The 24,296-nt window shown below is 62.9% G+C and carries 20 protein-coding genes and 1 pseudogene; 9 read left to right on the top strand and 12 right to left on the bottom strand.

The window, feature by feature from the left end:
• The first annotated feature begins 217 nt into the window (after positions 1-217).
• From ABH939_RS23785 to ABH939_RS23765, 5 genes and pseudogenes are all read left to right on the top strand, one after another.
• Positions 218-1,360 (top strand): Ig-like domain-containing protein, encoded by a 1,143-nt coding sequence (locus ABH939_RS23785; RefSeq protein WP_063315478.1) that lies wholly within the window; start codon positions 218-220, stop codon positions 1,358-1,360.
• Positions 1,361-1,389: 29 nt separating this feature from the next.
• Positions 1,390-3,135 carry an Ig-like domain-containing protein gene (locus tag ABH939_RS23780; RefSeq protein ID WP_404650241.1) on the top strand — a complete coding sequence of 582 codons (1,746 nt, stop codon included), beginning with the start codon at positions 1,390-1,392 and terminating at the stop codon, positions 3,133-3,135.
• A gap of 104 nt (positions 3,136-3,239) precedes the next feature.
• A complete protein-coding gene (locus ABH939_RS23775; RefSeq protein ID WP_404650240.1) occupies positions 3,240-5,363 on the top strand; it encodes a phosphocholine-specific phospholipase C in 2,124 nt (707 codons plus the stop codon).
• 80 nt (positions 5,364-5,443) lie between these two features.
• Complete coding sequence (locus ABH939_RS23770; protein WP_404650239.1) at positions 5,444-6,913, top strand: cellulase family glycosylhydrolase; 1,470 nt, start codon at positions 5,444-5,446, stop codon at positions 6,911-6,913.
• A gap of 83 nt (positions 6,914-6,996) precedes the next feature.
• Positions 6,997-8,057: pseudogene (locus ABH939_RS23765) on the top strand (alpha/beta hydrolase).
• 8 nt (positions 8,058-8,065) lie between these two features.
• Here the strand turns inward: ABH939_RS23765 and ABH939_RS23760 are convergent.
• A complete protein-coding gene (locus ABH939_RS23760) occupies positions 8,066-8,392 on the bottom strand; it encodes a helix-turn-helix domain-containing protein (RefSeq protein ID WP_019745900.1) in 327 nt (108 codons plus the stop codon).
• A gap of 56 nt (positions 8,393-8,448) precedes the next feature.
• Between ABH939_RS23760 and ABH939_RS23755 the strand changes: the two genes are divergently transcribed.
• Positions 8,449-9,333 (top strand): SDR family oxidoreductase, encoded by an 885-nt coding sequence (locus tag ABH939_RS23755; protein WP_042922879.1) that lies wholly within the window; start codon positions 8,449-8,451, stop codon positions 9,331-9,333.
• A gap of 61 nt (positions 9,334-9,394) precedes the next feature.
• On the opposite strand, the gene ABH939_RS23750 is transcribed toward ABH939_RS23755, so the two are convergent.
• Together ABH939_RS23750 and ABH939_RS23745 are read right to left on the bottom strand one after the other, a co-directional pair.
• Positions 9,395-9,523, bottom strand: coding sequence for a hypothetical protein (locus ABH939_RS23750; protein WP_003943237.1), 129 nt, complete (start codon positions 9,521-9,523; stop codon positions 9,395-9,397).
• 179 nt (positions 9,524-9,702) lie between these two features.
• On the bottom strand, positions 9,703-10,275 hold the full coding sequence (locus ABH939_RS23745) for a TetR/AcrR family transcriptional regulator (RefSeq protein ID WP_404650238.1): 573 nt from the start codon (positions 10,273-10,275) through the stop codon (positions 9,703-9,705).
• Positions 10,276-10,328: 53 nt separating this feature from the next.
• On the opposite strand from ABH939_RS23745, the gene ABH939_RS23740 reads away from it, so the two are divergent.
• Positions 10,329-10,766 carry a DUF2867 domain-containing protein gene (locus ABH939_RS23740; RefSeq protein ID WP_007730272.1) on the top strand — a complete coding sequence of 146 codons (438 nt, stop codon included), beginning with the start codon at positions 10,329-10,331 and terminating at the stop codon, positions 10,764-10,766.
• On the opposite strand, the gene ABH939_RS23735 is transcribed toward ABH939_RS23740, so the two are convergent.
• The 3 genes from ABH939_RS23735 to ABH939_RS23725 are packed head-to-tail and all read right to left on the bottom strand — an operon-like array spanning position 10,767 to position 14,665.
• On the bottom strand, positions 10,767-12,392 hold the full coding sequence (locus tag ABH939_RS23735; protein WP_404650237.1) for a cation:proton antiporter: 1,626 nt from the start codon (positions 12,390-12,392) through the stop codon (positions 10,767-10,769). It abuts the gene before it with no gap.
• Between the two features lie 39 nt (positions 12,393-12,431).
• Positions 12,432-13,097 carry a YoaK family protein gene (locus tag ABH939_RS23730; protein ID WP_404650236.1) on the bottom strand — a complete coding sequence of 222 codons (666 nt, stop codon included), beginning with the start codon at positions 13,095-13,097 and terminating at the stop codon, positions 12,432-12,434.
• Between the two features lie 14 nt (positions 13,098-13,111).
• Positions 13,112-14,665, bottom strand: a complete 1,554-nt coding sequence (locus tag ABH939_RS23725; RefSeq protein ID WP_003942885.1) for an MBL fold metallo-hydrolase — start codon at positions 14,663-14,665, stop codon at positions 13,112-13,114.
• A gap of 244 nt (positions 14,666-14,909) precedes the next feature.
• Here ABH939_RS23725 and ABH939_RS23720 point away from each other — a divergent pair, with 244 nt between their 5' ends.
• The gene (locus ABH939_RS23720) at positions 14,910-15,887 is read left to right on the top strand and encodes an ABC transporter substrate-binding protein (RefSeq protein WP_030536198.1); all 978 of its coding nucleotides are present in this window, start codon (positions 14,910-14,912) and stop codon (positions 15,885-15,887) included.
• 33 nt (positions 15,888-15,920) lie between these two features.
• On the opposite strand, the gene ABH939_RS23715 is transcribed toward ABH939_RS23720, so the two are convergent.
• Entirely contained in the window at positions 15,921-16,406 is a 486-nt protein-coding gene (locus ABH939_RS23715; protein WP_042922885.1) for a hypothetical protein, read from the bottom strand.
• A gap of 71 nt (positions 16,407-16,477) precedes the next feature.
• Positions 16,478-17,356: an alpha/beta fold hydrolase gene (locus ABH939_RS23710; RefSeq protein WP_217018035.1), complete on the bottom strand. Its 879-nt coding sequence runs from the start codon at positions 17,354-17,356 to the stop codon at positions 16,478-16,480.
• 98 nt (positions 17,357-17,454) lie between these two features.
• On the opposite strand from ABH939_RS23710, the gene ABH939_RS23705 reads away from it, so the two are divergent.
• Positions 17,455-19,413: a BTAD domain-containing putative transcriptional regulator gene (locus ABH939_RS23705; RefSeq protein ID WP_404650235.1), complete on the top strand. Its 1,959-nt coding sequence runs from the start codon at positions 17,455-17,457 to the stop codon at positions 19,411-19,413.
• A gap of 4 nt (positions 19,414-19,417) precedes the next feature.
• Here ABH939_RS23705 and ABH939_RS23700 read toward each other — a convergent pair whose 3' ends face one another.
• From ABH939_RS23700 to ABH939_RS23685, 4 genes are all read right to left on the bottom strand, one after another.
• Positions 19,418-20,992 carry a carboxylesterase/lipase family protein gene (locus ABH939_RS23700; protein ID WP_404650234.1) on the bottom strand — a complete coding sequence of 525 codons (1,575 nt, stop codon included), beginning with the start codon at positions 20,990-20,992 and terminating at the stop codon, positions 19,418-19,420.
• A gap of 25 nt (positions 20,993-21,017) precedes the next feature.
• Positions 21,018-21,695 carry a GAP family protein gene (locus ABH939_RS23695; RefSeq protein WP_404650233.1) on the bottom strand — a complete coding sequence of 226 codons (678 nt, stop codon included), beginning with the start codon at positions 21,693-21,695 and terminating at the stop codon, positions 21,018-21,020.
• 74 nt (positions 21,696-21,769) lie between these two features.
• Entirely contained in the window at positions 21,770-23,464 is a 1,695-nt protein-coding gene (locus tag ABH939_RS23690) for a two-component system, sensor protein (protein WP_404650232.1), read from the bottom strand.
• Positions 23,461-24,120: a response regulator gene (locus tag ABH939_RS23685; protein ID WP_404650231.1), complete on the bottom strand. Its 660-nt coding sequence runs from the start codon at positions 24,118-24,120 to the stop codon at positions 23,461-23,463. Before ABH939_RS23685 ends, ABH939_RS23690 begins: the two co-directional genes overlap by 4 nt.
• Positions 24,121-24,296 lie beyond the last annotated feature (176 nt).

Raw genomic sequence — 24,296 nt, 5'->3', positions numbered from 1 at the left:
GAAGTGGAGAAATTTCACCGGTTGGACGTTTGTCCAACAATTTGTCCGAATCGCATATTTCGCGGCTCGCTCTGTGTTCTACTCCTCTCCAGGGTTTGAGCTGGTGGTGAGCAAACGACGAGACGTATTCGATTCTCTGTCAGCTCGAGGCTGGTTCCCGGACCCGGCTTCAAGCCGAGAGCTCGATCTTGTCGAGCGCTACTCAAGGAGAATGTGAATGGTGTCGACGTTGATGCGCCGAGGAGTGGGGGTGGCCGCGTCGTTGACCGGATGCGTTGCCCTCGTGATCGGCGGAGCCGGAGCCTCGTCCGCCGCTGATGTGGACCTTCCGTTCACGGCATCGTGCCACGGGTGGCAGTTCCCCGGACCGATCACGCACAACGAGACGCGTGATTCCGGCGTCACGATCAGTGCGCCGGCCGTGGTCCCGCCGAACTCCACCTTCACATACCGCCTCGCGCCCAAGCCGATGACGGTCCCCAAGGACGGTTACGACCTCAGGTCCGTCGTGAACTGGACGCGTCTCAAGTTCGATTTCGACATCCCTGCAGGCACCTCCTACGTGGGGGCGCAGATCGTGGCCGGCACCAGCTCGAATCTGGGTGGGGTCGCCCCGACGATCACGCGGGTGAACGATGCCGGTTCACCCGATCCGAATGGGGCGCATCTTCGTATCTCCGGCAACAACATCACGGCGGGCAACGGACCCAACACCGACGACAACGGCGGCGGCGGAATCGAGGTCGGTGGAGGAAAGACGTTCCAGCTCCCGGCAGTCGACGTCACCGTCACGTCAGGGGCTGTGGGAACCCAGATCAAGCCCATGCTCCGCGTGTCCGACACCAACTCCGGTTCCTACGACAGTGCCGCCAACTACCTGACCTTCCTGCAACAGGAAACCCTGCTCGGCGGCGTCAAATACTGGCTGACCACCAATTGCTCACCACGCGACAATCGTTCGGCCGGATTGAACGCCGGCGGCCGGCCGCTCGCCGTGATCAACGTCGACTCCAGCCTCGCTCAGACACAGACGCGAATCGACGCACCCGGTAAAGCTGTCGTCGGTGACTCCGTGGAGTTGACGGCAACGGTCACTCCGTGGCCGTCGGGAGGAACAGTGCAGTTCCGCGACGGAGGGGTTGACCTCGGCGCTCCGGTGGCCGTCGTCAACGGCGTCGCGAAGGCCAACCGCACGATGACAACAGCGGGCGACCACAACATCACGGCGTACTACACGGGATCGGCCGGTTTCATGGAGTCGATGTCGGGCGCCGTGACGATCAACGTCGTCGAACCGTCCGAGCCCGAGCCTGGCACCGGTAGCCTCGGCAGCCTTGGTACCCCCGGATTCGGGTCGTGAAAACTGTGAGCAGAAACCAGGATTTCTCGATGAACTCGAAACTGTTGCGCGGCTCTGCGATTGCAACCGTCTCGGTACTGGCCGGTGGCCTGTTCTCGATCGCCGGCGGCGGGATCGCCTCTGCTGCCCCCGAGACCAAGAGCGTGGCCTTCACAACTGCATGCCATGTGCGCGAGATGGACGGTGTGGCAAGCCCGATCACGTTCAACGAGACACTCGGCTCGGGAGTCACCATCACCGCGCCGACCACCGCGGCACCAGGTGAGACCGTCACCTACCGCGTGCAGCCGAACGAGATGAAGACAAACAGCGGCGGCCATGCCAGCCGTGGAGTCGTGCACTGGGCCCGGATCAAGTACGACTTCGACATCCCGTCCGGCGTCGAATTCGTGAGTTCCCAGCTTGTGGCGGACAGTGCGTACGGCCTCGGATCCGACAGTGCCACTCCGACAGTCACACGGATCGACGACGGCGGTAATCCATCGGCATCCGGTACGCACCTGCGTATCTCCGGATCGAATCGAACCACCGGAAACGGTCCGTCCTCCGCAGTTCGATCGAGTGACGGCATCATCGTCGGTGCCAACACCAAGTTCCGACTCCCCGCAGTCGACGTCACGGTCAAAGCCGGTGCGGCCGGTACCGAGATCAAGCCTTCGCTGAGGGTTTCCGATCCCGGTTCCGCCAACTACGACGACGACCGAAATGCGCTCACATTCGTCCAGCGCGAAAAGGATGTCTTCACAGTCAACTACTGGGAGCGCTACAACTGCTCCCCGCGGGACAACAGGAACTCCGGCCTCAACGCCGGTGGGCAGGCCCTGACCACCATCTACGTCAGCCAACCGACAACCACCACAATCCAGATGCCCGGCTCGATCCAAGCCAGCACACCGACCGAGCTTGTCGCAAAGGTGGATCCGGCTCCGGTCAACGGAAACGTGCAGTTCAGGGTGGACGGCGCCGACGTCGGTACACCGGTCACTCCGGGCGCCGACGGCACTGCCCGGCTACCGCATACCTTCTTCACCGCCGGAACCGCGCGGGTCTCCGCAACGTTCCAGGGAGTCAACGGATTCCAGAGTTCCAACTCGACCGAGGCAATGGTCACGGTGACTGCCGCACCTGTCGTCAAGCAGACCGACACTGCCGTGAACGTTCCTACCGATGCGAAGACGGGCATATCGGTGTCGCTGAGGGCGCAGGTCACGCCGACACCCGCCGGTGGCACTCTCCAGTTCAAGGACGGCGCTGCAGATATCGGCGCTCCGATCCCGGTGGGCGCTGACGGCAAAGCCACTCTGGAACATGCCTTCACCTCGGCTGGATCTCATGCCGTCTCGGCCTACTACTCCGGCGCAACAGGATTCATGCCGTCGATGGCATCCGCTCAAACGGTCACCGTGTCTGATCCCGCACCGTCCGATGTCACCACCTCGACCTCACTGGCAGCTCCCGCGACGACCAAGCAGAATGTCGCGGCAGAACTGTCCGCGACGGTCACCCCCAACCCCGGCGGGGGCTCGGTTCAGTTCTACGACGGCGACCAACCCATCGGACAGCCCGTTGTCGTCGGAGTCGATGGAGTGGCGCGACTGACGCACACTTTCGCATCGACGGGCGATCATCGGATCAAGGCGTCATACGCCGGGCGAAGTGGATTCACACAGTCCGCGTCGGACGAATCCGTCGTCAAGGTTTCTGCTGCGCCTGACGACGGCGGGAACGGCGGTTCGGGCAGCCTCGGTTCACTGGGCGGTCTCTTCGGTTCCTGATCGAATTCTTCTCGACGCTGTTGCCGCTGCACCGATTCGGAGCAGCGGCAGCAGCCTGTTGCGGCCGTGGTCATAGAACTGATTGATTTATCGATGGAGCACAAGTGTCCAGGAATTCTCTTTCTCGACGGTCGTTTCTCGCCGCCGGGGTCGGTGCAACTGCAGTCGCCGCTACTTCCCTTCTCCCGCCGTCGCTTCAGCGTGTACTGGCGACACCCGTCAACTCCGGCGGGCTCGATTCGATCGAGCATGTTGTCCTCGTCATGCAGGAGAACCGATCTTTCGATCACTACTACGGCGCACTGAGGGGTGTTCGCGGATTCGGGGATCCGAATGCGCTGCGTCTGCGCGGCGGCCACAGCGTCTTCGAACAACCCGGGCCTACCGGTCCTGTGCTCCCCTTCCCTATCCGCGATTCGGCTGCGGCGCAACGCATGGACACCCAGAACGTGACCGGACTCGACCACAGCTGGGCGGGCGGACATGCCGCACTCGCCGACGGCTGGCACGACGGTTGGATCGCGGCAAAAACCGGCACGACGATGGCCTACTACGACCGGCAAGACATTCCCTTTCACTACGAACTGGCGGACGCGTTCACGATCTGCGACGCCTACCACTGCTCCGTTCCGACGTCCACGAGCCCCAACCGGAACTATTGGGTCTCTGGATACACGGGATACGAGCCACTTTCGCCGAATCCAACCGAGTCGGTCCTGCCTTCGGATCCACCCGGTCCCGGGGGAAGAGCTGTAACCAACGCGGCCTACAACCCCTGGCACGCCGGTTACGGATGGACGACGGTCCCCGAGCGGTTGCAGTCCGCCGGCATTTCCTGGAAGACCTACCAGGAGTGGGACAACTTCGGAGACAACAACCTCGAATACTTCACCGCCTTCAAGAAAGTGGCGGCAGGGCTGCTTGGCCGGCCGAGCCTGCTCCCCTACGAAATCCAGACCTTGGCCGGGTTCTATCTCGCCCTGCCGTCGATGCCGGCGCCGGTCCAGGACGCAGCGGTACTGGCCCTCGCGAATGCCGCAGACCAACTGTCGCCTGCTGATCGCCAACTCTACGATCGCGCGCTGTACCGATCCCGGCCCGGCACACTGGCTGCCGAGTTCAGGAAAGACGTCGAGTCCGGTCGACTGCCGCAAGTCAGCTATCTCGTTCCGTCCGAGGTGGATTCGGAGCACCCATCGGGTTCGTCACCGGCAGCGAGCGCAACACTGCTCTATCAAGTACTCGACGCCATCGCGTCCGATCCGGATCTGTGGACGAAGACGGCCGTGATCGTCAACTTCGACGAGAACGACGGGTACTTCGACCATGTACCGCCACCTCGACCGCCGCGCTCGGTCGAAGCCGAATGGGTCGGTAATCAGCCGCTCGGTCTCGGCCCGCGGGTGCCGATGACGATCATCTCGCCGTGGACTGTTGGCGGTTTCGTTTGTTCACAAGTGTTCGACCACACGTCCGTCACGCAATTCCTGGAGAAGCGGTTCGGAATCACGCAGCCGGAAATCGACCCGTGGCGACGCACGGTGAGTGGCGACCTGACGTCGGCGTTCGACTTCGCCAACCCGCGTAGCCGACCGACTTTGGCGCGCCCGCAGCCCACTCCGCCTCTGGAACCGCGGTGGACACCGACCCCACCCACCGAACAGAGAATGCCCCTGCAGGAAAGCGGCACTCGACCAGCACGGGCCCTTCCCTATCAGCCCGACGCCTACACGACGGTGAACCCGGAAACCGGCTCGTTGACGGTCCATCTGGTCAATGCCGGTGCCGCATCAACTCACCTGGCCTTGTACCCGTACGCAGGTGAGTTCGACGAGCCACGGCATTACGACCTCCTGGGCGAGGTCGATGACACCGTTGCGCTCAGTGATCGCGTCTACAGCCTGACCCTGTTGGGTCCCAATGGTTTCAGGCGCGAGTTCAGTGGAGCTACAGACAGTGCGGCAGCCTCGCTCGACGTCTCGACAACCATCGACGCAGGGACGCGCGCGCTTGTACTGACCGCGAACAATTCCGGAAGTCGCGCACTCTCCGTCGACGTCGACGGAGACCGACGGAAGCTCGCTGCCGGCGCACGCGGCCGGTGGGCGGTGGCGTCGGTGGACGGCTGGTATCAGGCCACCGTGACGGTCGACGAAGATCCTGAATTCAAGCGCGTGCTCGTCGGACACATCGAAAACGGGCGGACCAGTGTAAGCCAACCGACGTGAATCGACACCGAGCGTTCAAGCCCAGGGCCGAATCCCCATTCGGACAAGTCAATCCATCCACACACCCAGAAGGAGTTTCCGTGCGTCGTATCCCGCTCTCAGCACTGATAGTCGCGGGCTCACTGATACTGGGCGGCGGAATTGCCGCGGCTCAGGGCAGCCTGCCCACGTCGGGGAGCGCCGATGGCACGTCGGTGCCACCGTCGTACCTGACCGACGACGCCGGGCGCTCCTTGATCCTGCGAGGGTTCAACACGGCGTCGAGCGCAAAAAGCGCACCCGACGGCATGCCGAAGTTCACCGAAGCCGATCTCGAGCGCGAACATGCCGACATGGGAACAAATTTCGTGCGTTTCCTGATCTCCTGGCGTTCGGTGGAGCCAGAGCCGGGACAGTACGACCAGAAATATCTGGACCGCGTCGAGGACCGGGTCAGCTGGTACGCCGAACGCGGGTACAAGGTCATGCTCGACATGCATCAGGACGTCTACTCCGGCGCGATCACACCAGAGGGCAACAGCGGCAACGGCGCCGGCAACATCGGCAACGGCGCGCCGGCCTGGGCGACCTACATGGACGGCCTTCCGGTCACCCCTCAAGACCGCTGGGAGCTGTACTACGTCCAACCCGGTGTGATGCGTGCATTCGACAACTTCTGGAACACCACCGGCCAACATCCCGAACTGGTCGAGCACTACGCGAACGCCTGGCAGGCGGTGGCCGAACGTTTTGCAGGCAATGACACCGTCGTGGCATACGACCTGATGAACGAGCCGTGGGGCGGTTCCCTCCAAGGCCCCGCCTTCGAAGGTGGGCCCCTCGCTGCCCTGTATCAGCGAACCACCAACGCCATCAGGGAAGTTGATCAGGACAGCTGGGTGTGTGTGGCCCCGCAGGCCGTCGGCGTCAACCAAGGTGTCCCCAGCGGGCTCACGAAGATCAACGACCCACGAGCCGGCGAACAGCGAATCGCCTACTGCCCACACCTGTACCCGCTGCCCCTCGACCTCGGTGACGGATACTCCGGCCTCTCACGCACACTCACTGACGCGACCATCGACACCTGGCGCGACAGCGTCGAACACATCGCAGGCAACGTACTCGGCGGCGTTCCGATCATTCTCGGCGAATTCGGGCTCGACACAACACTGCCCGGCGCAACCGACTACATCGACCGCGTCTACACGACCGCCCGAGAACTCGGCGCGGGTGTCTCCTACTGGTCCAGTGATCCAGGTCCTTGGGGCCCGTACCTGCCGGACGGATCGCAGACACTCCTCGTCGACACCCTGAACAAGCCGTATCCGCGTGCCGTCGCGGGCACACCCACCGAATGGTCCTCGACCGTTGACCGCCTTCAGCTGACGTTCACCCCGAACCCCGCAGTGACGGCACCGACCGAGATCTACCTACCCGAAAGCGGCTTTCCCGGCGGCGTCGACGTCGCGGGCGCCGACATCGTGAACTGGAACCCCCAAAGCCGTCTTCTCACAGTGGAAACCGCGGACGGCGCGGGTCCCGTCACGGTCACGGTAACGCCGGCAAACTGACCGCGAGCGCCGAGATTCCTGGATATTTGTCCGGTTCTTTCGTAACGTACAAGCGACGGGTGATCGGCCGACGGAAGGCGACGATGTCCACGGAGAAGATGTCTGTCCAAGATCGTGTTGCGCGGGTGGTGCTCGATGTCGTCGGCGCCTTACCGACCGGCGCGCAGCGCATTCTCGGTGGCAAGCCGAAGGAGATCGACGGGCAGACTCTGCACCCCGAGATCCAGCTTGCACTGCGGTTGCTCTCAGCGGTCGAAGGTACGAGCTTCGAGCATCTTCCGGTCGAAGAGGGACGGGCTCAGATCGCCGCCGAATCGCGACTGTTCGGCGGTACGCCCATCGACATCGAGACGGTACGTGACCTCGAGATCCCGGCCGGGGATCACGCGATTCCGGCTCGGCTGTATCGCCCGGCCGGAGTCTCAACGCCCGCTCCACTTTTGGTGTACTTCCACGGCGGCGGGTTCGTCCTCGGCAGCCTCGAGAGCGGCGACAGTGTGTGCCGCTTCCTGGCCCGCCACGGCGAGGTCAGTGTGTTGTCGGTGGACTACCGGTTAGCACCGGAGTTCCCGTTCCCCGCCGGGGTCGATGACGCCGTCGCCGCATTCCGGTACTGCGTCGAGCATGCCACAGATCTGGGTGCAGATCCGAAATCCATTGCGGTAGGCGGAGACAGCGCGGGTGGGAACTTGGCTGCCGTCGTCGCGCAGTCCACGACCGAAGACGACGTCAAGCCCGCATATCAGCTACTCTTCTTTCCCTGGGTGGACCTTTCGTCGAAGCGCCCTTCGCACAAGATGTTCGGCACCGACTTCTTTCTCACCGACGCCCAACTCGATTGGTATGCGGCCCATTACCTGTCGGGCGGCGCTTCGGCCCTCGACCCGCGAGTCTCCCCGCTGCTCACTCCGGACCTGGCCGGCCTACCACCCGCGTACGTTGCCGTCGCCGGTTTCGACCCACTACGCGACGAGGGTGAGGAATACGCGAACCGGCTGCGAGAGGCCGGAGTCCCGGTTGCACTCAGGCGTCACAGTGGATTGATCCATGCCTTCGTCAAACCACCGGTGTCGGCCATACCGGTCAAGATGCGATGTTCGAGGCCTGCGGCGCTCTGCGGGTTGGACTTTCGGGCCCGCACTGAGGGCAGGGTCACGAAACGGGGAGTGCCAGATCCGCCCACTCGACCATCGCTTCGAGCACGGAGCGCAGTTCCATCCCCGTCGCGGTGAGTTCGTACTCCACTCGCGGCGGCACCTCGGCGTAGGCAGTCCGGGTCACCAGATCGAACTCCTCGAATCGCTTGAGTCTGGCGGACAGTGTCCTGGGACTGATGCCGGGCAATGCGCGTCGTAGTTCCGTGAAGCGCATCGGGCCGTGCGTGAGCTCACGAACGATCAGCGTTGCCCACGGTCCGTCCAGAACCAGCAGAAAGCGCGCGACGCCGCACTCCGGAAGCACGTGACCTGATTCACTCATCGATTCCCCATTAGTTCACTTGAAGTAACTGGTTCCCAATCTGAACTATAGGCGTCATGACTTACACAGTGCATGGCGCCACCGGCGCACAGGGTTCTCCCGTTCTCGCGGGATTGGTCGCGGCTCTCGCCGGATCGACAGGTGCCGAAGTCCGAGCAATCACCCGCAACCCTGACCAGACGTTCGAGGGTGCGAACACCGTCGTCGCGGACAATGCGTCAGCCGACTCTCTCGCCGACGCTTATCGCGGGGTAGACGGGGTGTTCTTCCACCTGCCACTCGCCGGCGACACCGAGACGCTAGCTGGTTACGCCCACAATGTTCTGGCAGCAGCAAGAGTGACAGGTCCTTCGCGGTTCGTGATCTCTACCAGCGGCACGGTGACCGGCGACGCTACTTCGCCGCTTGCCGGTCCCAACACACCCGTTCTCTCCGAGCTCGTCGACGGACTCCGCGCCGAAGGTATCGCGGTGACCGTCCTGACCCCGCGTTTGTTCCTCGAGAATCTTCTTCTGCCCACCGTGCTGTCGGGGGTGAAAGACGAAGGGGTCCTGCGTTACCCACTACGTGCCGATCTCGCGGTCGCATGGAGTTCACATCTCGACGTCGCTGATGCAGCCGTTGCTGCCCTGACTCTCGACGTAGCACCGGACGCGGTCGACATCGGACAGATTCCGGCGATCACCGGCATCGAACTCGCCGAGGCATTCGCCGAACACTTCTCGCGCGCGGTAACTTTCGAAGCCGTGACGCCCGATGCCTTCGGTGCGTCGATTGCGCCGATCATCGGAGCGGGCGCAGCAGCCGGGGTTTCCCAGCTCTACACGGGGCTCGAATCTGCCGACAGCGTCGCGTTCGACTCCGCGACGGGTTCTGCCGTTGCCTTGGGCATCGTCGCCCGCAGCCCCCGGGCCTGGCTGGTAGATCTCGGAGTGAACTGACCGGAACAACGCAAACGGCCGGCTCCGCGAAGTATCGCGTGGAGCCGGCCGATTTCCGGGGTTACCGGTGCGTGCGGGTCTTCAACTGGCGGTTCAGCTGCCGACTCCCGAAGTCCAGACCGGCACCGTCACTGGTGGCCAGCACGGTGAGTCCAGCGGCGACCAGCAACGAAATAAGCACAACGCTCATGGTGAGTCACCTTTCTTCCTGTCGTGAAACGGTTTTGCGCCTCCGGGAAATGTCGACATATCCGGCACCCCACTTCAGCTGACCTCAAAGTATCTGTAACTATGGGTTACGCGCAATGTGTGGTCCCTCACCTGAAAGCGCAGGGTGATGCGCAGATCACGCTGCGTTCGACGGCGAACTTACCTGGCCAGAACCATGTTCACGAACTCGTCGGCGAGCGCCTGAGCGTCCGCACCGCTGCCAGGAACCACATCGGGCGCACTGTGTACCAATTGCATCTGCCCCAGGTACATCGAATAGGCAAGTACGCCACGATGTTCCGCTTTCTGCCTGTCCATCCCCAGATCGACCAACAACGTCACGATGTAGGTAACTCGACGCTCGGTGACACGTCGAACCGCCGCCGAAACCACAGGATGGTCGATCCCGGCAAGCAGTTCCAACTCCGCACGACGATCGGCCAATCCGGTCGTGACCGAATCCACCAGACGACGCAACCTCACCTCCGCCGGTTCACCAGAGGACTCGACGGAGGAGATCAGTCTCTCGGTTGCCAAAACTTCCCACCGGCCGAGCGCAGCTTGCAGCAATTCGTCGCGGTTGGCGAAGTGCCAATAAAAGGAACCCTTGGTCGATCCGAGCGTGCGCGCCACCTTTTCCACTGCAACTGCATCAGGCCCATGGCTTGTCAGAGCCTGGAAAGCTGCATCGATCCACTGGTCGCGAGAGAGTCGGGCGCGGGCATTCGTCACCTCCGTACGGTACCGTATGGGTAAGTTCCATACGGCACCGTACGGAGGACGAAATGACACTCGCTTTCAAGGCAATGCCTGCACCGGACTGGGCAGAAGCCACCACGATCACCATCCCGTCTGTTCCGACCCATACATCCGAGGAGTGGGCGCAGGCAGTCTTCGACGTCAGGAATGTCCCCGCACCCGTCCTCGCGATGTTCTGGCTCAGGGAGCGGATAGTCGGACTGCTCGGCATCGCCAAGGGACGCCCCGACACCTTTGCCGTCGACAAGATCGCCGACGGCGAGGCCCTCATCGAAGCGGACGAGAAACACCTACGATTCGTCGCCTCGGTTCAGGCCGACAACGACGCCGGCCTCCTGCACGTCGTCACCGCCGTGGAGCTGAAGAACCGCGCGGGCCGAATCTACTTCGCACCCGTTCAGGTACTGCACGGCGTGATCACGCGGGCAATGATGACGTCCGCTCGAAAGAGACTGTGCACGTGATCAACCGTCCGGACCGCCCTTGAGTTCGAGGCTGATCTGATCGGCATCCAGCGCGGCAAGTGCCGATCCGAGCATCCGTGCGTCGAACACGCCATCGTCACGTGCGTCGAGCAGTGCCTGACGCTGCGCGTCGATCACGTCGAGGCGGATCCTTTTCTTCGACCGACTCTCTGGCGGAACGACACTCGCAGCAGCATCTTCGAGGAGGTCGAGCAACCTGCGATGCTCGTCTCGTTCGGATTCGGTGAGATCTTGCGATGCCGGACCGGTCGCCACTACGACGCGCTTCAACGTTCCTCCCTGAAGGATCAACGAGCCTGCTGCCACCAGGAACGCAACCAAGATCAGGAGCGATCGACTCGGGGTGTCTTCCGGCAGAGTCTGCGCTGCAGCCAGAGTGACCGCCCCGCGCATGCCGGCCCAGATGACGATCGTGCCTTCACGCCATCCCAACGGCGCAGCAAGGTAGTAGTCGATATCGGCAACCGTCCGCCGAACCCGAACCTTGAACCTTTCCATCTGATTCGCCGAAGGTGCCCGGCGCCTGCTGCGTCGTTCGCCTGGCGGGTAATCCTCGGGATTGTCGAGGCGATTCGCGATGTCGGAGAGTCTGGGTTTCATGCGTTCACGAAAATTCGCCCGCGCTTGGAGCGCTCGCAGGAGCGGGGCCACGTACAGAGCCCGCACCAAGATCGTGAGGAACAGTGCACCCGCCGCCACGAAGACCGCCGTGAATATGCCCTCGTGGTCGACCCGGACATCGTCGACTATCGACGAGAGTTCGAGGCCCATCACCAGGAAGATCGCACCTTCGAGGACCAATTCGACTGTGCGCCAGTTCTGGGAGTCGGACAACCGATGACGCGGTGACAGCTTCCGAGGAGCGTCGTAGCCGGTGACGAGCCCGGCCACGACGGCAGCAACCAACCCTGACGCACCCAACTCTTCGGCGGGGATCGCCGCCAGAAACGGCACCGTGAACGAGATGACCGTGTTGACCGTCGAATCGGTGACACGGGCGCGAACCATCAGGTTGACCTTGCCGACGACAACTCCGATGACCGCGGCCACGACGACGGCAAAAGCGAACTTGCCCAACACACTCCACAGCGACACCGATGCGGCGGCCCCGGCGATGGCAGTACGCAACAGAACCAGAGCGGTGGCGTCGTTGAGCAGGCTTTCGCCTTCGAGGATCGACACCACCCGCGGCGAGACCGGGAGTTTCTTGACGATGGACGTCGCGACGGCATCCGTCGGGCTCACGATCGCACCGAGTGCAATGCCCCACCAGATACCGAGTCCTGGTATCACCCAGGAGAAGAACACACCGAGAACAAGCGCACTCACGACCACGAGCAGAACGGAAAGCCCACCGATGGCACCGAACTCACGCCGAAACTCCATCGACGGCATCGAGACCGAGGCGGAGTACAGCAGTGGCGGAAGCACGCCTGCCAGAATCCATTCCGGGTCGATGTCCACTGCTGGGACAAATGGTAGGAGGCTGACAACGATCCCGGCCATCACCAGAATCAACGGTGCTGCGACTCCGATCCGCGCTCCGAGCGTCGAGGCCGCGACGATTCCGAGCAGTCCGAGCACCACGATGATCAGAGCATCCACTGCTTCCCCCTGTACCCCCGGATTTGTGTCTGGCTCTTTCTACACCTTTGCCGGAGACGGGGGCGAGACCTGCCAGGCAACGGCGATCAGAACAACCGTGAACGCCGATGCGGGCCACAGAGCGTGAAGACCGATCCACCGATGAACGAGCGCACCGACCACCGCGCCCGCGATCAACCCCGCGCACATCCCGAAGTGCTGCAGCCACGCCCACTTCGGGCCACCCAGAAAGGCTCCGGTCAGACGCTGGCCCATCTTGACCAGCGCACCGGTCATGTACGTGACACCGATCGTCACCTCGCCGTCGCGCTGGAACACCGAGTTGACGGCTCCCATCGCCAAGGCCATCGCCGAGATCGCGCCGGGGGTGACGTCGAGGCTGCTCATCACCGAACCGATGGACAGCATCCCGGCTACAACCGCGAGCACCGTGACCTTGCGAGCCCGGACCGAATAGCGCTCCGTGAAGTGGGTGACGACGGTTCCCAGCGCGATTCCCAGGAGGAAGAGCACGATGATTCCGCCGGCAACTCTCGCGGTCGACCACACCCCGTCGGCAAATGCGACGCTCGCCTGCGTCATGTTGCCGCTCATGAACGAAACGAAAGGCCCACCGAGCGTGATGAATCCGAGCGCGTCGACGTAACCGGCCAACCCGGCGAGCGCTGTCGCCAGGCCGATCAGCGACCTGCTGTATCCCGTCACCCGACGAGCTCGGTTCAGCTCAGCTTGCTGGTGCGCAGCTCGTGGCCCTTGGACGTCTTGCAGCGGCCGGTCTCGAGATCCCACTGCCAGCCGTGCAGATCGCAGGTGAGGTTGGTGCCGTCGACGACACCGAACTTCGACAGGTCCGCCTTGAGGTGGGGGCAACGACGCTGAATCTCGTACCCGCCCAACTCGATAGACGCGCTGTCGTCGTGGGCCTCGGCGAACCAGCCGTCGGCGTACGCGATGCGCTCGTCGGTGAGGCACTTGAAGAACGTGTAGAGGAATTCGTTGTACCCACCGATGCGCCACGCCGTGAAGCGTGTCGACAGGAAGATGGTGTTGACCCAGTCGGGCTCGTCGTCGCGCAGAACGGTGCGAACCAGTTCGGGAGCGATGCGGAAGCCGTAGCGGTACTTGCCTTCTCCGTCGATGGGCTCACGAACGATCCGCTTCGGGAAGTCGAGGACGACCGTCTCCTCTCCCATCACGAGTCCGACGGGGTAGCCGATTCCGTCGCAGATCAGATCGGACTGAGCCATGATCGGCTCGAACTTGGCCTTGAGACCGTCGAGCAGCGGCTCGCCTTCGGCCGGCGCCCACGTGGCCTTCTGCGCGGCGATGACCGGTGCCATCTTCTGCGCCATCTTCTCGATGTACTCGGCCTTGTTCGAGAAGATCTTGTCGACGTCCGCGTCCGGGATGGGATGCGTCAGTGCGACCTTCTCACTTCCGCGAAGTTCGACGGCCGAGCCGGGGATCATCAGCAGACCACGATCGTTGCCGTTGATGCGCATCTGCTCGAGGAACGTGATCTGGTCGGGGAAGATGTTTCCCTCGTCGCCATGATCGTCGTTGAGGTAACGCAGGTCGTCGTCGAGGAAGACCGGCGGGCCGGCCGACGGGACAACCCAGGCAGCGTCGACCTGGGAGATGTAGTTGCGGCAGCGGTCCATGCCGCGCTGACGCTTCTGCTTGCCGAAGTTGCGCTTGGTGCCCTTCGGGATGTCGTAGACCATCGGGTACCAGATCGCGCCCGAGTACTGCAGCAGATGGATGTCGACCTTCCCGAAGGCGTCGGTCAGCGGGTCCAGGTCGACGGGCCTGGCGTCGTTCATGTTGAAACAGGTGGTTTCCCCGTCCGAGACGACGAGGCCCGAGTCACCGATCGGACCGTCCGCGGGAGCGCGCAGAGCGATGATCATGATGTCGAGATCGCCCTTGGGACCGCTGACGGTGTGCTTGACGGAGTCTTCCGTCTCGAAGAACTTGTGGAAGCCGAGCTTCTCGAGTTCACGCTTGAGGTCCGGCACCGGGTAATCGGGGAGCAGGACTGTGGCGTCCTTGTTGACGTGCGCGATCAGATTCTTCGGATCGAAGTGGTCCTTGTGCAGGTGCGAGACGTAGAGGTAGTCGCAGTTGCCCAGCGCGTCCCAGTCCAACTCTGTGTTGTCGGGGAACGGCACCCAGGACGCAAAATACGTCGGGGTCACCCACGGATCACACAGGATGGATCCGGCCTCGGTCTGGATGTGAAATCCTGCGTGGCCGACGCTGGTGATCTGCATTGCAACCTCCGAAATCGTACTGCTGGTCAACTCAGCATAGTCGGCGCGATCAGGGCCAAATCGCGATCGAGGAGGCGGCCGGTTGTGACGTCATGCACGTCAGAGGTCGAAAGTGGGTTGTGAATCAGACCTGCCGGTGACGCGGACAACACTCTCTGTGCTGGCGTGTTCGCCGTATTTCTTGGCGTTCGCGGGAGCTGTTTCAGCATTCCCGAAGACAGCCCCTAAGGCTAACCTAACAAGCATGACTCGACTCCTTTCTCCCTCCACGACCGATCGCGACTACTGGGCGATCGTGGACAACCTGACGCGACGCGGTTTCTTCGGCGTCGGCGCGGGCGTCGCTGCGGCCGCGTTTCTCGCCGCCTGCGGCAGCACGGAAAGTTCGACGCCCGAGAACGCGGAGACCTTCGAGTTCACGCGCGGCGACGAGAAGCTGATCATTCCGACGGACCCGCAGAACGTCGTTGCCCTCGACCCGCGGGACGGCCTCGAATTGTCGATCCTCGCCGGATACCCGGTGACCGCCTACCCGACCGGCGCCGCCGATCACCTACGCCGTGAGGTCCCGGATGCCACGGGTGTCGAGATCTTCGCCGAAGGTGCTTCCGATCCCAACTTCGAATACATCTCGACTCTCGGCGCAGACCTTCTCGTCCTCAGCGCCGGCTGGTGGGACACCGGGTCGTACGGCAACGACCGGATGCAGCAGATCGCACCGGTCCTGCCCGTCGGCAAGGACTTCACCCCGGAGTGGCGGAAGGTCATGTCGGACTTCCTCACCGGCATCGGGCGCAGCGATCGCGCCGAAGAAGTACTCGCCGAGTACGACGCCCATGTAGCTCAGGTCCGCCCGACCGTCGAACCGCTGATGGCCGGCAAGAAGGTTGCCTTCGTCGCCGCCGCGGAGGATCAGATCGCGTGGTTCCAGAACGATTTCCGCACCGCCGTCGCCGAGGACCTGGGATTCGAGGTGCTCCGTGAAGGCCCCGACCTTCGCGTGATGCTCGGATCGGAGCAGTTCAACCGTCTCGAAGAAGCCGACGTCATCTTCGCCTTGGATCGCAGCGCCTCCGGCAGCGTGTACACCTCGCCGACGTGGCAGCGTCTGCCCGCCGCGCAGGCTGGTCGAGTGATTCCCTTCGACTACTACAAGGCCGCGGGATACGCCTTGACCGCCAAGGTTCTCGTCGACGACTTGGCGGCCGGGGTCAAGCGGTAGAACCCGACCTTCGTCGACCCGACGGGGCCCCGATCATTCGGCACCGGCGGCTCGTCCTGTCACGCGGTCCCGAAACTCGCGGAACGCTTGGAAACCACCGGTGAGCGCCCGCGCCAGTTCCTCGGCGCTGTCGACCCAGACGACGTCCTCCAACTCGGAAACGTCGTCGGGCTCGTGATTGCGCTGGGGAACGAGAAACGTCGGGTCACCCTGAGGGTTGACGATCAGGAACCCAGCCGCCGCGCAGAGGTCGTAGACGAACGCGCACTCGGCAGGCGACAGCGTCGCGTGGAAGATTCCACCACTGAGTGGATCGCTCTGCTCGAGCGAGTCGAGATGAAGGTCGGAGAAGGCCCCGTCGATCGTCAATGCCCTGTCGTCACGGTCGACGATCTCGCCTCCGTACGGGCTCTCGACCACGCGCAGCCCGTGCTGATCGAGGAAAGCGGCGACCGCCGCCCGATCAACATCGAGTTGCACGTCCTTCGTCACCCGCATGAAGTGCAGCGAGAAACCCATCGATCCCCCTCGTCCATTCGCGACGCACGTGATGCGCTCGCCAGTACCTCGACAGCCGAGAAGCGTCAAAACTACCTCTCGAGTAGGGTCCGGATCGCCTCGACCACTTCGGCAGGCGCCTCTTCTGCCATGAAGTGACCTGCGGACAGCGTGCGGTGCTCGAGATCGGGCGCCCACGCTTTCCACAGGGCCTCGGCGTCGTAGCCGAGCATCGAGCCCCAGTCCTGCTGAATGACCGTGACCGGCATGTGCAGTTGGTTGCCCGCCTCCCGATCGGACTGATCGTGTTCGATGTCGATGCCTGCCGACGCCCGGTAATCAGCAACGATCGACGGCACCGCCTCCCGTGAGGCGCGCAGGTATTCCGCCCGCACGTCTACCGGAATCGCTTCGCGGTTCTGCGTCCACACGTCGAGAAAGTACTCGAAGAACGCATCGGCGCTGGCGCTGATCATCTGCTCGGGAAGACCAGGTGGCTGAGCCATGAGATAGAGATGGAACGCCACAGCAGCATTCGATCCATGCAGGATGTCCCACATATCCAGGGTGGGGAGCACGTCCAGCGAGCCGAGTTGCGTGATCACATCCGGATGATCCAGCCCCGCTCTGACGGCAACCAGTGCGCCACGATCGTGGCCGACGAGGGCAAACTTCTCGTGTCCCAAGTTCCTGGCCACCTCGACGATGTCGGCAGCCATTGTTCGTTTGGAGTAGGTGTCCGGGTTTTCCTCGACCGGTTTGTCGCTGGCTCCGTATCCGCGTAGATCCGGGCAGATGACGGCGTGATCCGACGCCAAGGCAGTGGCTACGTGACGCCACATGAGGTGAGTCTGAGGGAAGCCGTGCAGAAGGACGAGTGGTGTTCCGCTTCCGCCGACCGCGACGTTGAGCCGCACTCCGTCTGCTGTGGAAATCTGCTGGTAGTCGAAGCCTGGAATGGTGATAGTCATCGATCGCTCTCGTTAGTCGGGGTGATGGCAGGTCGGGGTGATGGCAATCAGCTTCGCCGCAGTCGATGAGCGTTCGATGAGCGCGATAGCGTGGGGAAATGCGAGACCACACATTTGAAGCCCCGGCTTTCGGAGTGCTCGGACCCGTGGTCGCGTGGAACGAGTCTTCACACCAGATCGATCTGAAGGGTCCACGACACCGAGCGGTCCTCGCTCGTCTCGTCGTCGCCCGCGGACGTGTTGTTCCCGTGGACGTGATTGTCGACGACCTCTGGGTCGATCCTCCGTCCGGCGCTACCAGCGCAATACGTACGTTCGTTTCCGCATTGAGGCGTGCGCTCGAACCGGATCGCGCGCCGCGAAAGAAGCCGAAAGTCATTGTCACCGAAGGGCCCGGTTACGCCTTTCATGCAGCACCCGACGCGGTCGACGCTTGGGAATTCGAAAGACTGGTGCGAGAAGCCGCAGATTCGACGCCGGCGCAATCACTCGAACTGCTCCGAACCGCGCTGCAGCTGTGGAGAGGGCCGGCCTACGCGGAGTTCGCCGACGAGCCTTGGGCCCGAACGGAGCGATCACGCTTGGAGGAACTGCGTCTGACTGCCGTCGAACGCTTGGCATCCGCGCAGCTCGATCTCGGGCGAGCTGCCGAAGCGATTCCCGATCTGGATGCCCACGTGACGGAACACCCTTGGCGCGAGGAGGGTTGGCGACTACTCGCTCTGGCGCTGTACCGGTCCGATCGTCAAGGCGATGCTCTGGCAGTCCTACGTCGCGCACGGAAGTTACTCGCCGAAGAGTTGGGCATCGACCCTGGTCCACGACTGAACGACCTCGAGTCCGACATTCTCCGCAGGGAAACCCGCCTGGATTCTGCAGGGGCAGAACAGATCTTCAGTCAGGTTTCGGCAGCGTACGACCGGACCGTAGCGGCAGGATCGAAATCGAGATTGGAGTCAACCGTCGGCCTCCTCCGAAGTTTGGCAGTTGCGGGCGGAAGCGGACTCGAGATTGCCCGAAACCAACGACTGACAATCATCGGCGCCGCTGAACAATTGGACGACGTCGAACTCACCGCGCGGATCATCGGCAATTACGACGTGCCCGGGATCTGGACGCGATCCGACGATCCTCGGCAGGCTACGCAGATCGTCGAGGCCGCTCAGCGCACTCTCGATCGACTTCCGGCCGGCAACGAACCCGCTCGGGCGAGACTGTTGGCGACAATCGCACTCGAATCGCGCGGACTGCCCGGTCATCACGGTCTCGAATGTGCCCGTGCCGCAGTACAGATCGGTCGCGCTCTCGACGATCCAGGGCTCCTGGCCTTCGCTCTGAACGGATTGTTCATGCAGACGTTCTGGACTACCGGTCTGGCCTCCGAGCGCGACGACATCGGCCGTGAACTGGTCGACCTCGCCATTCGACACGGCCTGGCTACCTTCGAGATCCTCGGCCATCTGATCCGCATGCAAGCCCTCAGCGCCCTTGGGCAATTCGATGCAGCCGAGCTACATGCCGAGACGGTTGATCGATTGGCCGGACGTCACGAACGCCCGTTGGCAGCGGTGTTCACCACCTGGTTTCGCGCTATGCGTACTGCCGCTGCCGGCGCGGAGGCCGCGCACTGCGAGAAGCTGTACGAAGCTGCGGCGGTCAATCTTTCCGATGCCGGCATGCCGGGTCTCGCGGACGGCATACTCCCTCTCGCAATTCTCGCCCTCCGCGTATGGCGGGGACTGCCGGCGATTTTCGACTCGACCACGCAGTGGGGCCCCTACGAACCCTGGGCCCGGCCACACCTGCTCATCGCACAGGGGCAGACGAACGAAGCAGCGAAGGCCGTCGAGGCATTGCCGGACCCGCCCGAAGACCTACTCTCCGAGGCACTGTGGTGCTTGACTGCCGCAGCGGCCACTGCAGTCGGCGACCATCGAGTCAAGGAGCGTGCGCGAGCGGCGCTCCTACCTGCCGCCGCCGAAATAGCCGGCGCCGGAAGCGGAATGCTCACCGTGGGACCCGTCTCGCACTACCTGGCCGAATTGGAGCAGGGCTGAACCGTCAGGTGAATGCAATCACCGTCTCACCCCACGCCTCCCGGATCTCGCGGTCGAGATCAGCGACGACGGCATCGCGTTTGTCGATCAACAGTGTCGAGCGTGTGTCGGTGTCGTAAGTGGGCCACCCCGGGTCCGCACCCAGTTCGCGATCGTCCCCGGCGTCGTAATCGCCTGCAGCTCTGGCAAAGTCCAACCACCTCGCCTGCATGCGCTCAGAGACATGACGCGCCGCGCTCAAGCCACCCAACTTGTAGGTGATGTCTCGTGCCCCGTGGTTGATGTTGCCGAAGACGTAGGCAAGTTCGGTGCCGTGGGTCGCACCGATCTTCAGCGCCTTGAGCATCGGCGGCGCGTAGTCGAAGCGATACAACCACGTCGGCGCAACCTTGCTGTGCGCTTCGGCGATCCACAACGTAGGCAGCCGGAATCCGAAATCACGGGTCAAACCGAGACCGGCGCCCAGCTTGGACAGTCCCGAATACGCGCCTTCGATTTGAGAATGATCCGGTAGCTCGAGTCCTGGATGCTCGTCGGCGATCTCCGCGAACATCGACGTGATCACGACGGGATCGATCGGCATCAACGGCGACTTCATCATCCGGAAGAGCGAAGATTCGTCCTTGTTGGTTCCGATGATCAGCGGAATCGGGTGTGCATTGCCGTGACGGAACGCGCGCACCGGGTAGTCAGGGAGCAGATCACCGTCGACGATCGGCGCGAACGCCAAAGTGCCAGGCGTCTCCTGGGGGACGCGAGCAAACAGTTCGTCTGACGGCCCGATCAAGTCTTCGGCAGACGTGGACCGCAACAGACCCAGATCGCTTCCGCCGCTGAAGATCTCGAGAAACAGCTTCGCGACGATCTCACCACGTTCACTACCGTACACCGAAGTGGCGGGCGAACTTTCGGCAATAGCGCGATGAAACAGGCCGCGAGCGGACGGGACGGTCATCAGCGTCGTCACCGCGCCGCCACCTGCCGACTCGCCGAACAACGTCACTTTGTCGGGATCGCCACCGAAAGCCGCGATGTTGCCTTGAACCCATTGCAGCGCTGCAATCATGTCGCGGAGAGCGACATTGGGCTCGAAGGTATGTTCACTCGAATTGAAGGACGAGAAATCGACGAAGCCGAACACACCGATGCGGTAGTTGATCGAGACGACGACAACGTCGCCGTTCTCAGCCAATGTGGTTGCGTCGAAAAGTGGTTGGCTGGACGCTCCGCGGAAATACGCTCCGCCGTGAATCCAGACCATCACCGGTTTACCCGGCGCATCAGAACCGACGGGGCCCGGTGCCCACACGTTGAGGAACAGGCAGTCTTCGTCCATCGGAACGTTCTCACCGAGCGGGATCATCGCGAGTCGACTTTGCGGCTCACACGGTCCGAATTCTGTTCCATCCTGGACCTCGGTCCATGGCTTCGGCGGAACCGGCGCGCGAAATCGCAGCGGACCGACCGGAGGTGCCGCGTAACGAATCCCCTTCCAACTCGACACCGAGCCTTCCGTCGATCCTCGAACCGGCCCGTACGTTGTCTCGACTACCGGCGCTTCGCTGGGTGTGATCGTCATTCGATTTCTCCTCGAATACAAGTTGCTACTTCGACAGGGCTTCGACAACGTGCGAGAGTTCCAATGCTGCCAGCATCAGGAACAAAACGGTCATGATTGCTGCATTGTGGCGGATCAGAGTGCTTTTGGTGGCGCTCAGTGCATCGGTCACCTTCGCCGAGGGCACGGCAGCCAATGCTGACAGCACGATCAAAGCGATGGACGCCCCTACCGCGAACAGGACGGAGTACGCGATCACTGATACCCAGCCGAGGTGCCCGCCACCGATGATCAAACCTGCCTTGAGTTCGAGCGGCAGGTTCTTCGCGTTGGGTACGGTCAACAACAGTCCCAGGACCGCAGCTTTGCCCGGTTGCATCGAGTCGATCTGCGCCAGCCACGACGGCATCGCCGGCTCGGCATCGTCTTTCGGACGGCTACGCCAACTCGAGTATGCGAGCGCCAGAAAACCGACAGTGAACACGACGGCGAACACCGTCTGGACGGTATGCGCGCTGCCGCTGGACTTCGATTCCACTCCGGTGGTCGAGAGTGCCGTCGCTGCTGTGATCGCTGCCGCGGCCAGCACGATGCTCGCGGTGTACGCGAATGCATTTGCCTTCGCCCGAGTGGACAGCAGGATCGCGATGATCGCAACCAGAGGAATCGGGCTGATGACGACGCCGGTGGCGAGTGGGATGAGCTGCGCAGTAATCGATTCCATTTCTGCGACCGTACAAGCGGCCAATCCGGCCATTCGCGAAACGTTCGGCCTCCACGACATCGCCACTCACGGTGTCACAGAAGCACGGCTGTGAGGACCACCCGGTCTTGCTCTTCGACAAGTTCGAGGGACGTTACCGTACCGGCGAGCGATTCAAGCCCGATCCCTGAGTCCCGTGCCACCGGCAGCCGACCCGGCGAACTGATCCGCACTACTACCGCCCGAGCATCGGCGAGTGTCACCTCGAGGAAGACGGGCCCTCCTGCACCGTGTTTCACGGCGTTGGTCAGTCCCTCCGACAGGATCTCCACCACGCTGTCGAGCCGAGCGGAGCCGGAACCGATCACCGCCCAGACTTCGTCGTCGACGTGACTGACGACCGGAATTGCGTAGCGCCACACCGTGACAAGATCATCGATACGCTTTCGGGCATCGGAGTCAGCCGGCTGATCGGATGACGCAGACAGGTCGCTTTCCAAGCCGTCGAGAATGTGGGCAATGGTTGCCGCAACATCGACCGGGCGACCGGCAACGGCGTCCGAAGACCATGCGGCCGCTACGAGTTCGCCCTGCACCGACGAGTGCAACAACCTGGCCAGTCCACGTCGGGTGTGCATGAGCTCGGCATGGATACGAGCTGCATCGAGCGCTTGCCGGCTCAGGGCACTGCGGAGTTGACGCTCCTCGTCCTGACGCTGCGTATCCGCAGCCCTGATCAGACAGACGGACAGCGCAACCAACGGGTAGACGGCCATCGACGAGAGATAGAAAGTCGGGGTACGGCCGAACACCGTCAGGAGCAGCCACGTCGCGGTACTGCTGATCAACGCACTCGCGCAGTACACCGCAGAAAGAGTCGCGATCCGTCTCAGAGGGCCGTCTCCGCTGCTGACAACTCGGCGAGCGCACGCATTGCCACCGACGAAGAGCCAGAAACCGACGCCGAGCTGGACCGCCGTGAACGTCACGCCGTAAGTCGTGAGCAGGTAGACGGTCACCAGTGCCGTGTACGCGAACACCGGTACGTACAGTGGCGCCGGTTCAACGCTGCGTACGACGCCGATCAGTCGATCTCTCGCCGTCAGCCGCACAGTCGGCGTCGGTGATTCGATCGGGGGAATCTCCCGGAACAGTCGATGACTCATCGGGCGAACCACGTCGTCGGAGATTCGATTCAAGAGCGCTGCTCCTCGTACTCCCTCGAGTTCCGTTTCAGCAACCGCGTGCATGACTGTCTCGATACTGCGCTCGAGCTCTCGCCGACACTGCGCACGGGTTTGGTCGAGGCGGAATCGATCCCGGGTCTGTTGGAGTTGGACGGCGGCCCCGGCAACCTTCAAACTCCGTTGCAGCGCGAGGCGGTCACGGAGAGCGCCTACCAGTACGGCGGTCAACGACAAGAAGACAACGCTGCACACGACGTTGAGTCCCACCCGGACGAGCATCGGTCTGGGGTCGACGGGGAGTTCGAGCGAGCGGGTGATCGCGTCGAGGACGAACGGGCGGATCGCGCCGATCATTGCGAACAGGGCCAGGGCTGCGAGCTGCGATCGGTGTGCTGCAAGAACAGCCCTCGCCATCAGCAGCATCACCCCGACGACGCAGTGGGTCGCGAAGGCGCCGACTGCCATCACGCCTACTTCGCGCACCCCGGTACACAGGTAGTAGTTGGCCATCACGGTCACCGCGAACGGCAGCGTCAGAATCCAGGACCACTTGGTGACGATGTTCCGATCACCGAGTCGAAGCCACCACTCACGCGGGTTCACACCGAGTCGGTCACTTCGGGCACACCGAAATGGCGGATGAAGATACTCGCAGCAAGCACTCGCGGATTGGTGGACGAATCGTGCGTCAATCCCAGGCTCTCGAGAGTGCGCGCGATGAGCTTCTCCACACCTCGGATCGAGGACCCACGATGCGCTGCGATTGCGCTGTTCGACCACCCGAGCGAGATGTAACGCAGAAGATCGAGCTGTGATCTGGTGAGGCTCGACAAGGCGGAGTCCGGATCACTCCCGAGCGCCGGTGGCTCGGTTTCCGTCAACGCGGCCTCCACTACGCCGATCAACTGATCCGCCGACTGGACAGCCGCCTTGTCCACGAACAGCGATTTCGGCGGCGCACCCACAGAACCTGGCGCTGTCGATGCGTTGGGGTAGTTCGTCAGGAACACGATCGCGCAATGCGGAGCCTTCACGGTGACGATGTTCGCGAGATCGACGCCGTTCGGCCGCACGCCAAGGTCGATGTCCGTGACCAAGAGGTCAGGATCGAATCCGTCGAACTCCGTGAGCGCTTCGACCGCCGATCCGGCCGTATGGACCACGAACCCGGCGTGTGTGAGCGTGTCACCGACGAGCGCACGCATCAGTGGTTGGTCTTCCACCACCAACACCCGTCGCACCCACTGGCTGGTCTCCATGACCAGAGATTAACCGTTGGGAGAGTGCGTATTCGACCGAGCAGGTGGTGACGGATTCCGAGTAACACGGCAGTTATCAACCATGCGGGTTCCAAGCATTTCGCCCGATATGTCCCAAGCGTCGGAGCGCAGGGTGTTCCGAGTACACACCCCTTCGACCATCAGGACGGGCCATG

The organism is Rhodococcus sp. 27YEA6, assembly GCF_044908235.1.
Taxonomy (GTDB): domain Bacteria; phylum Actinomycetota; class Actinomycetes; order Mycobacteriales; family Mycobacteriaceae; genus Rhodococcus_F; species Rhodococcus_F qingshengii.
Note: the sequence above shows the minus strand (reverse complement) of the source record. Positions and strands in the feature narration are given on the sequence as shown.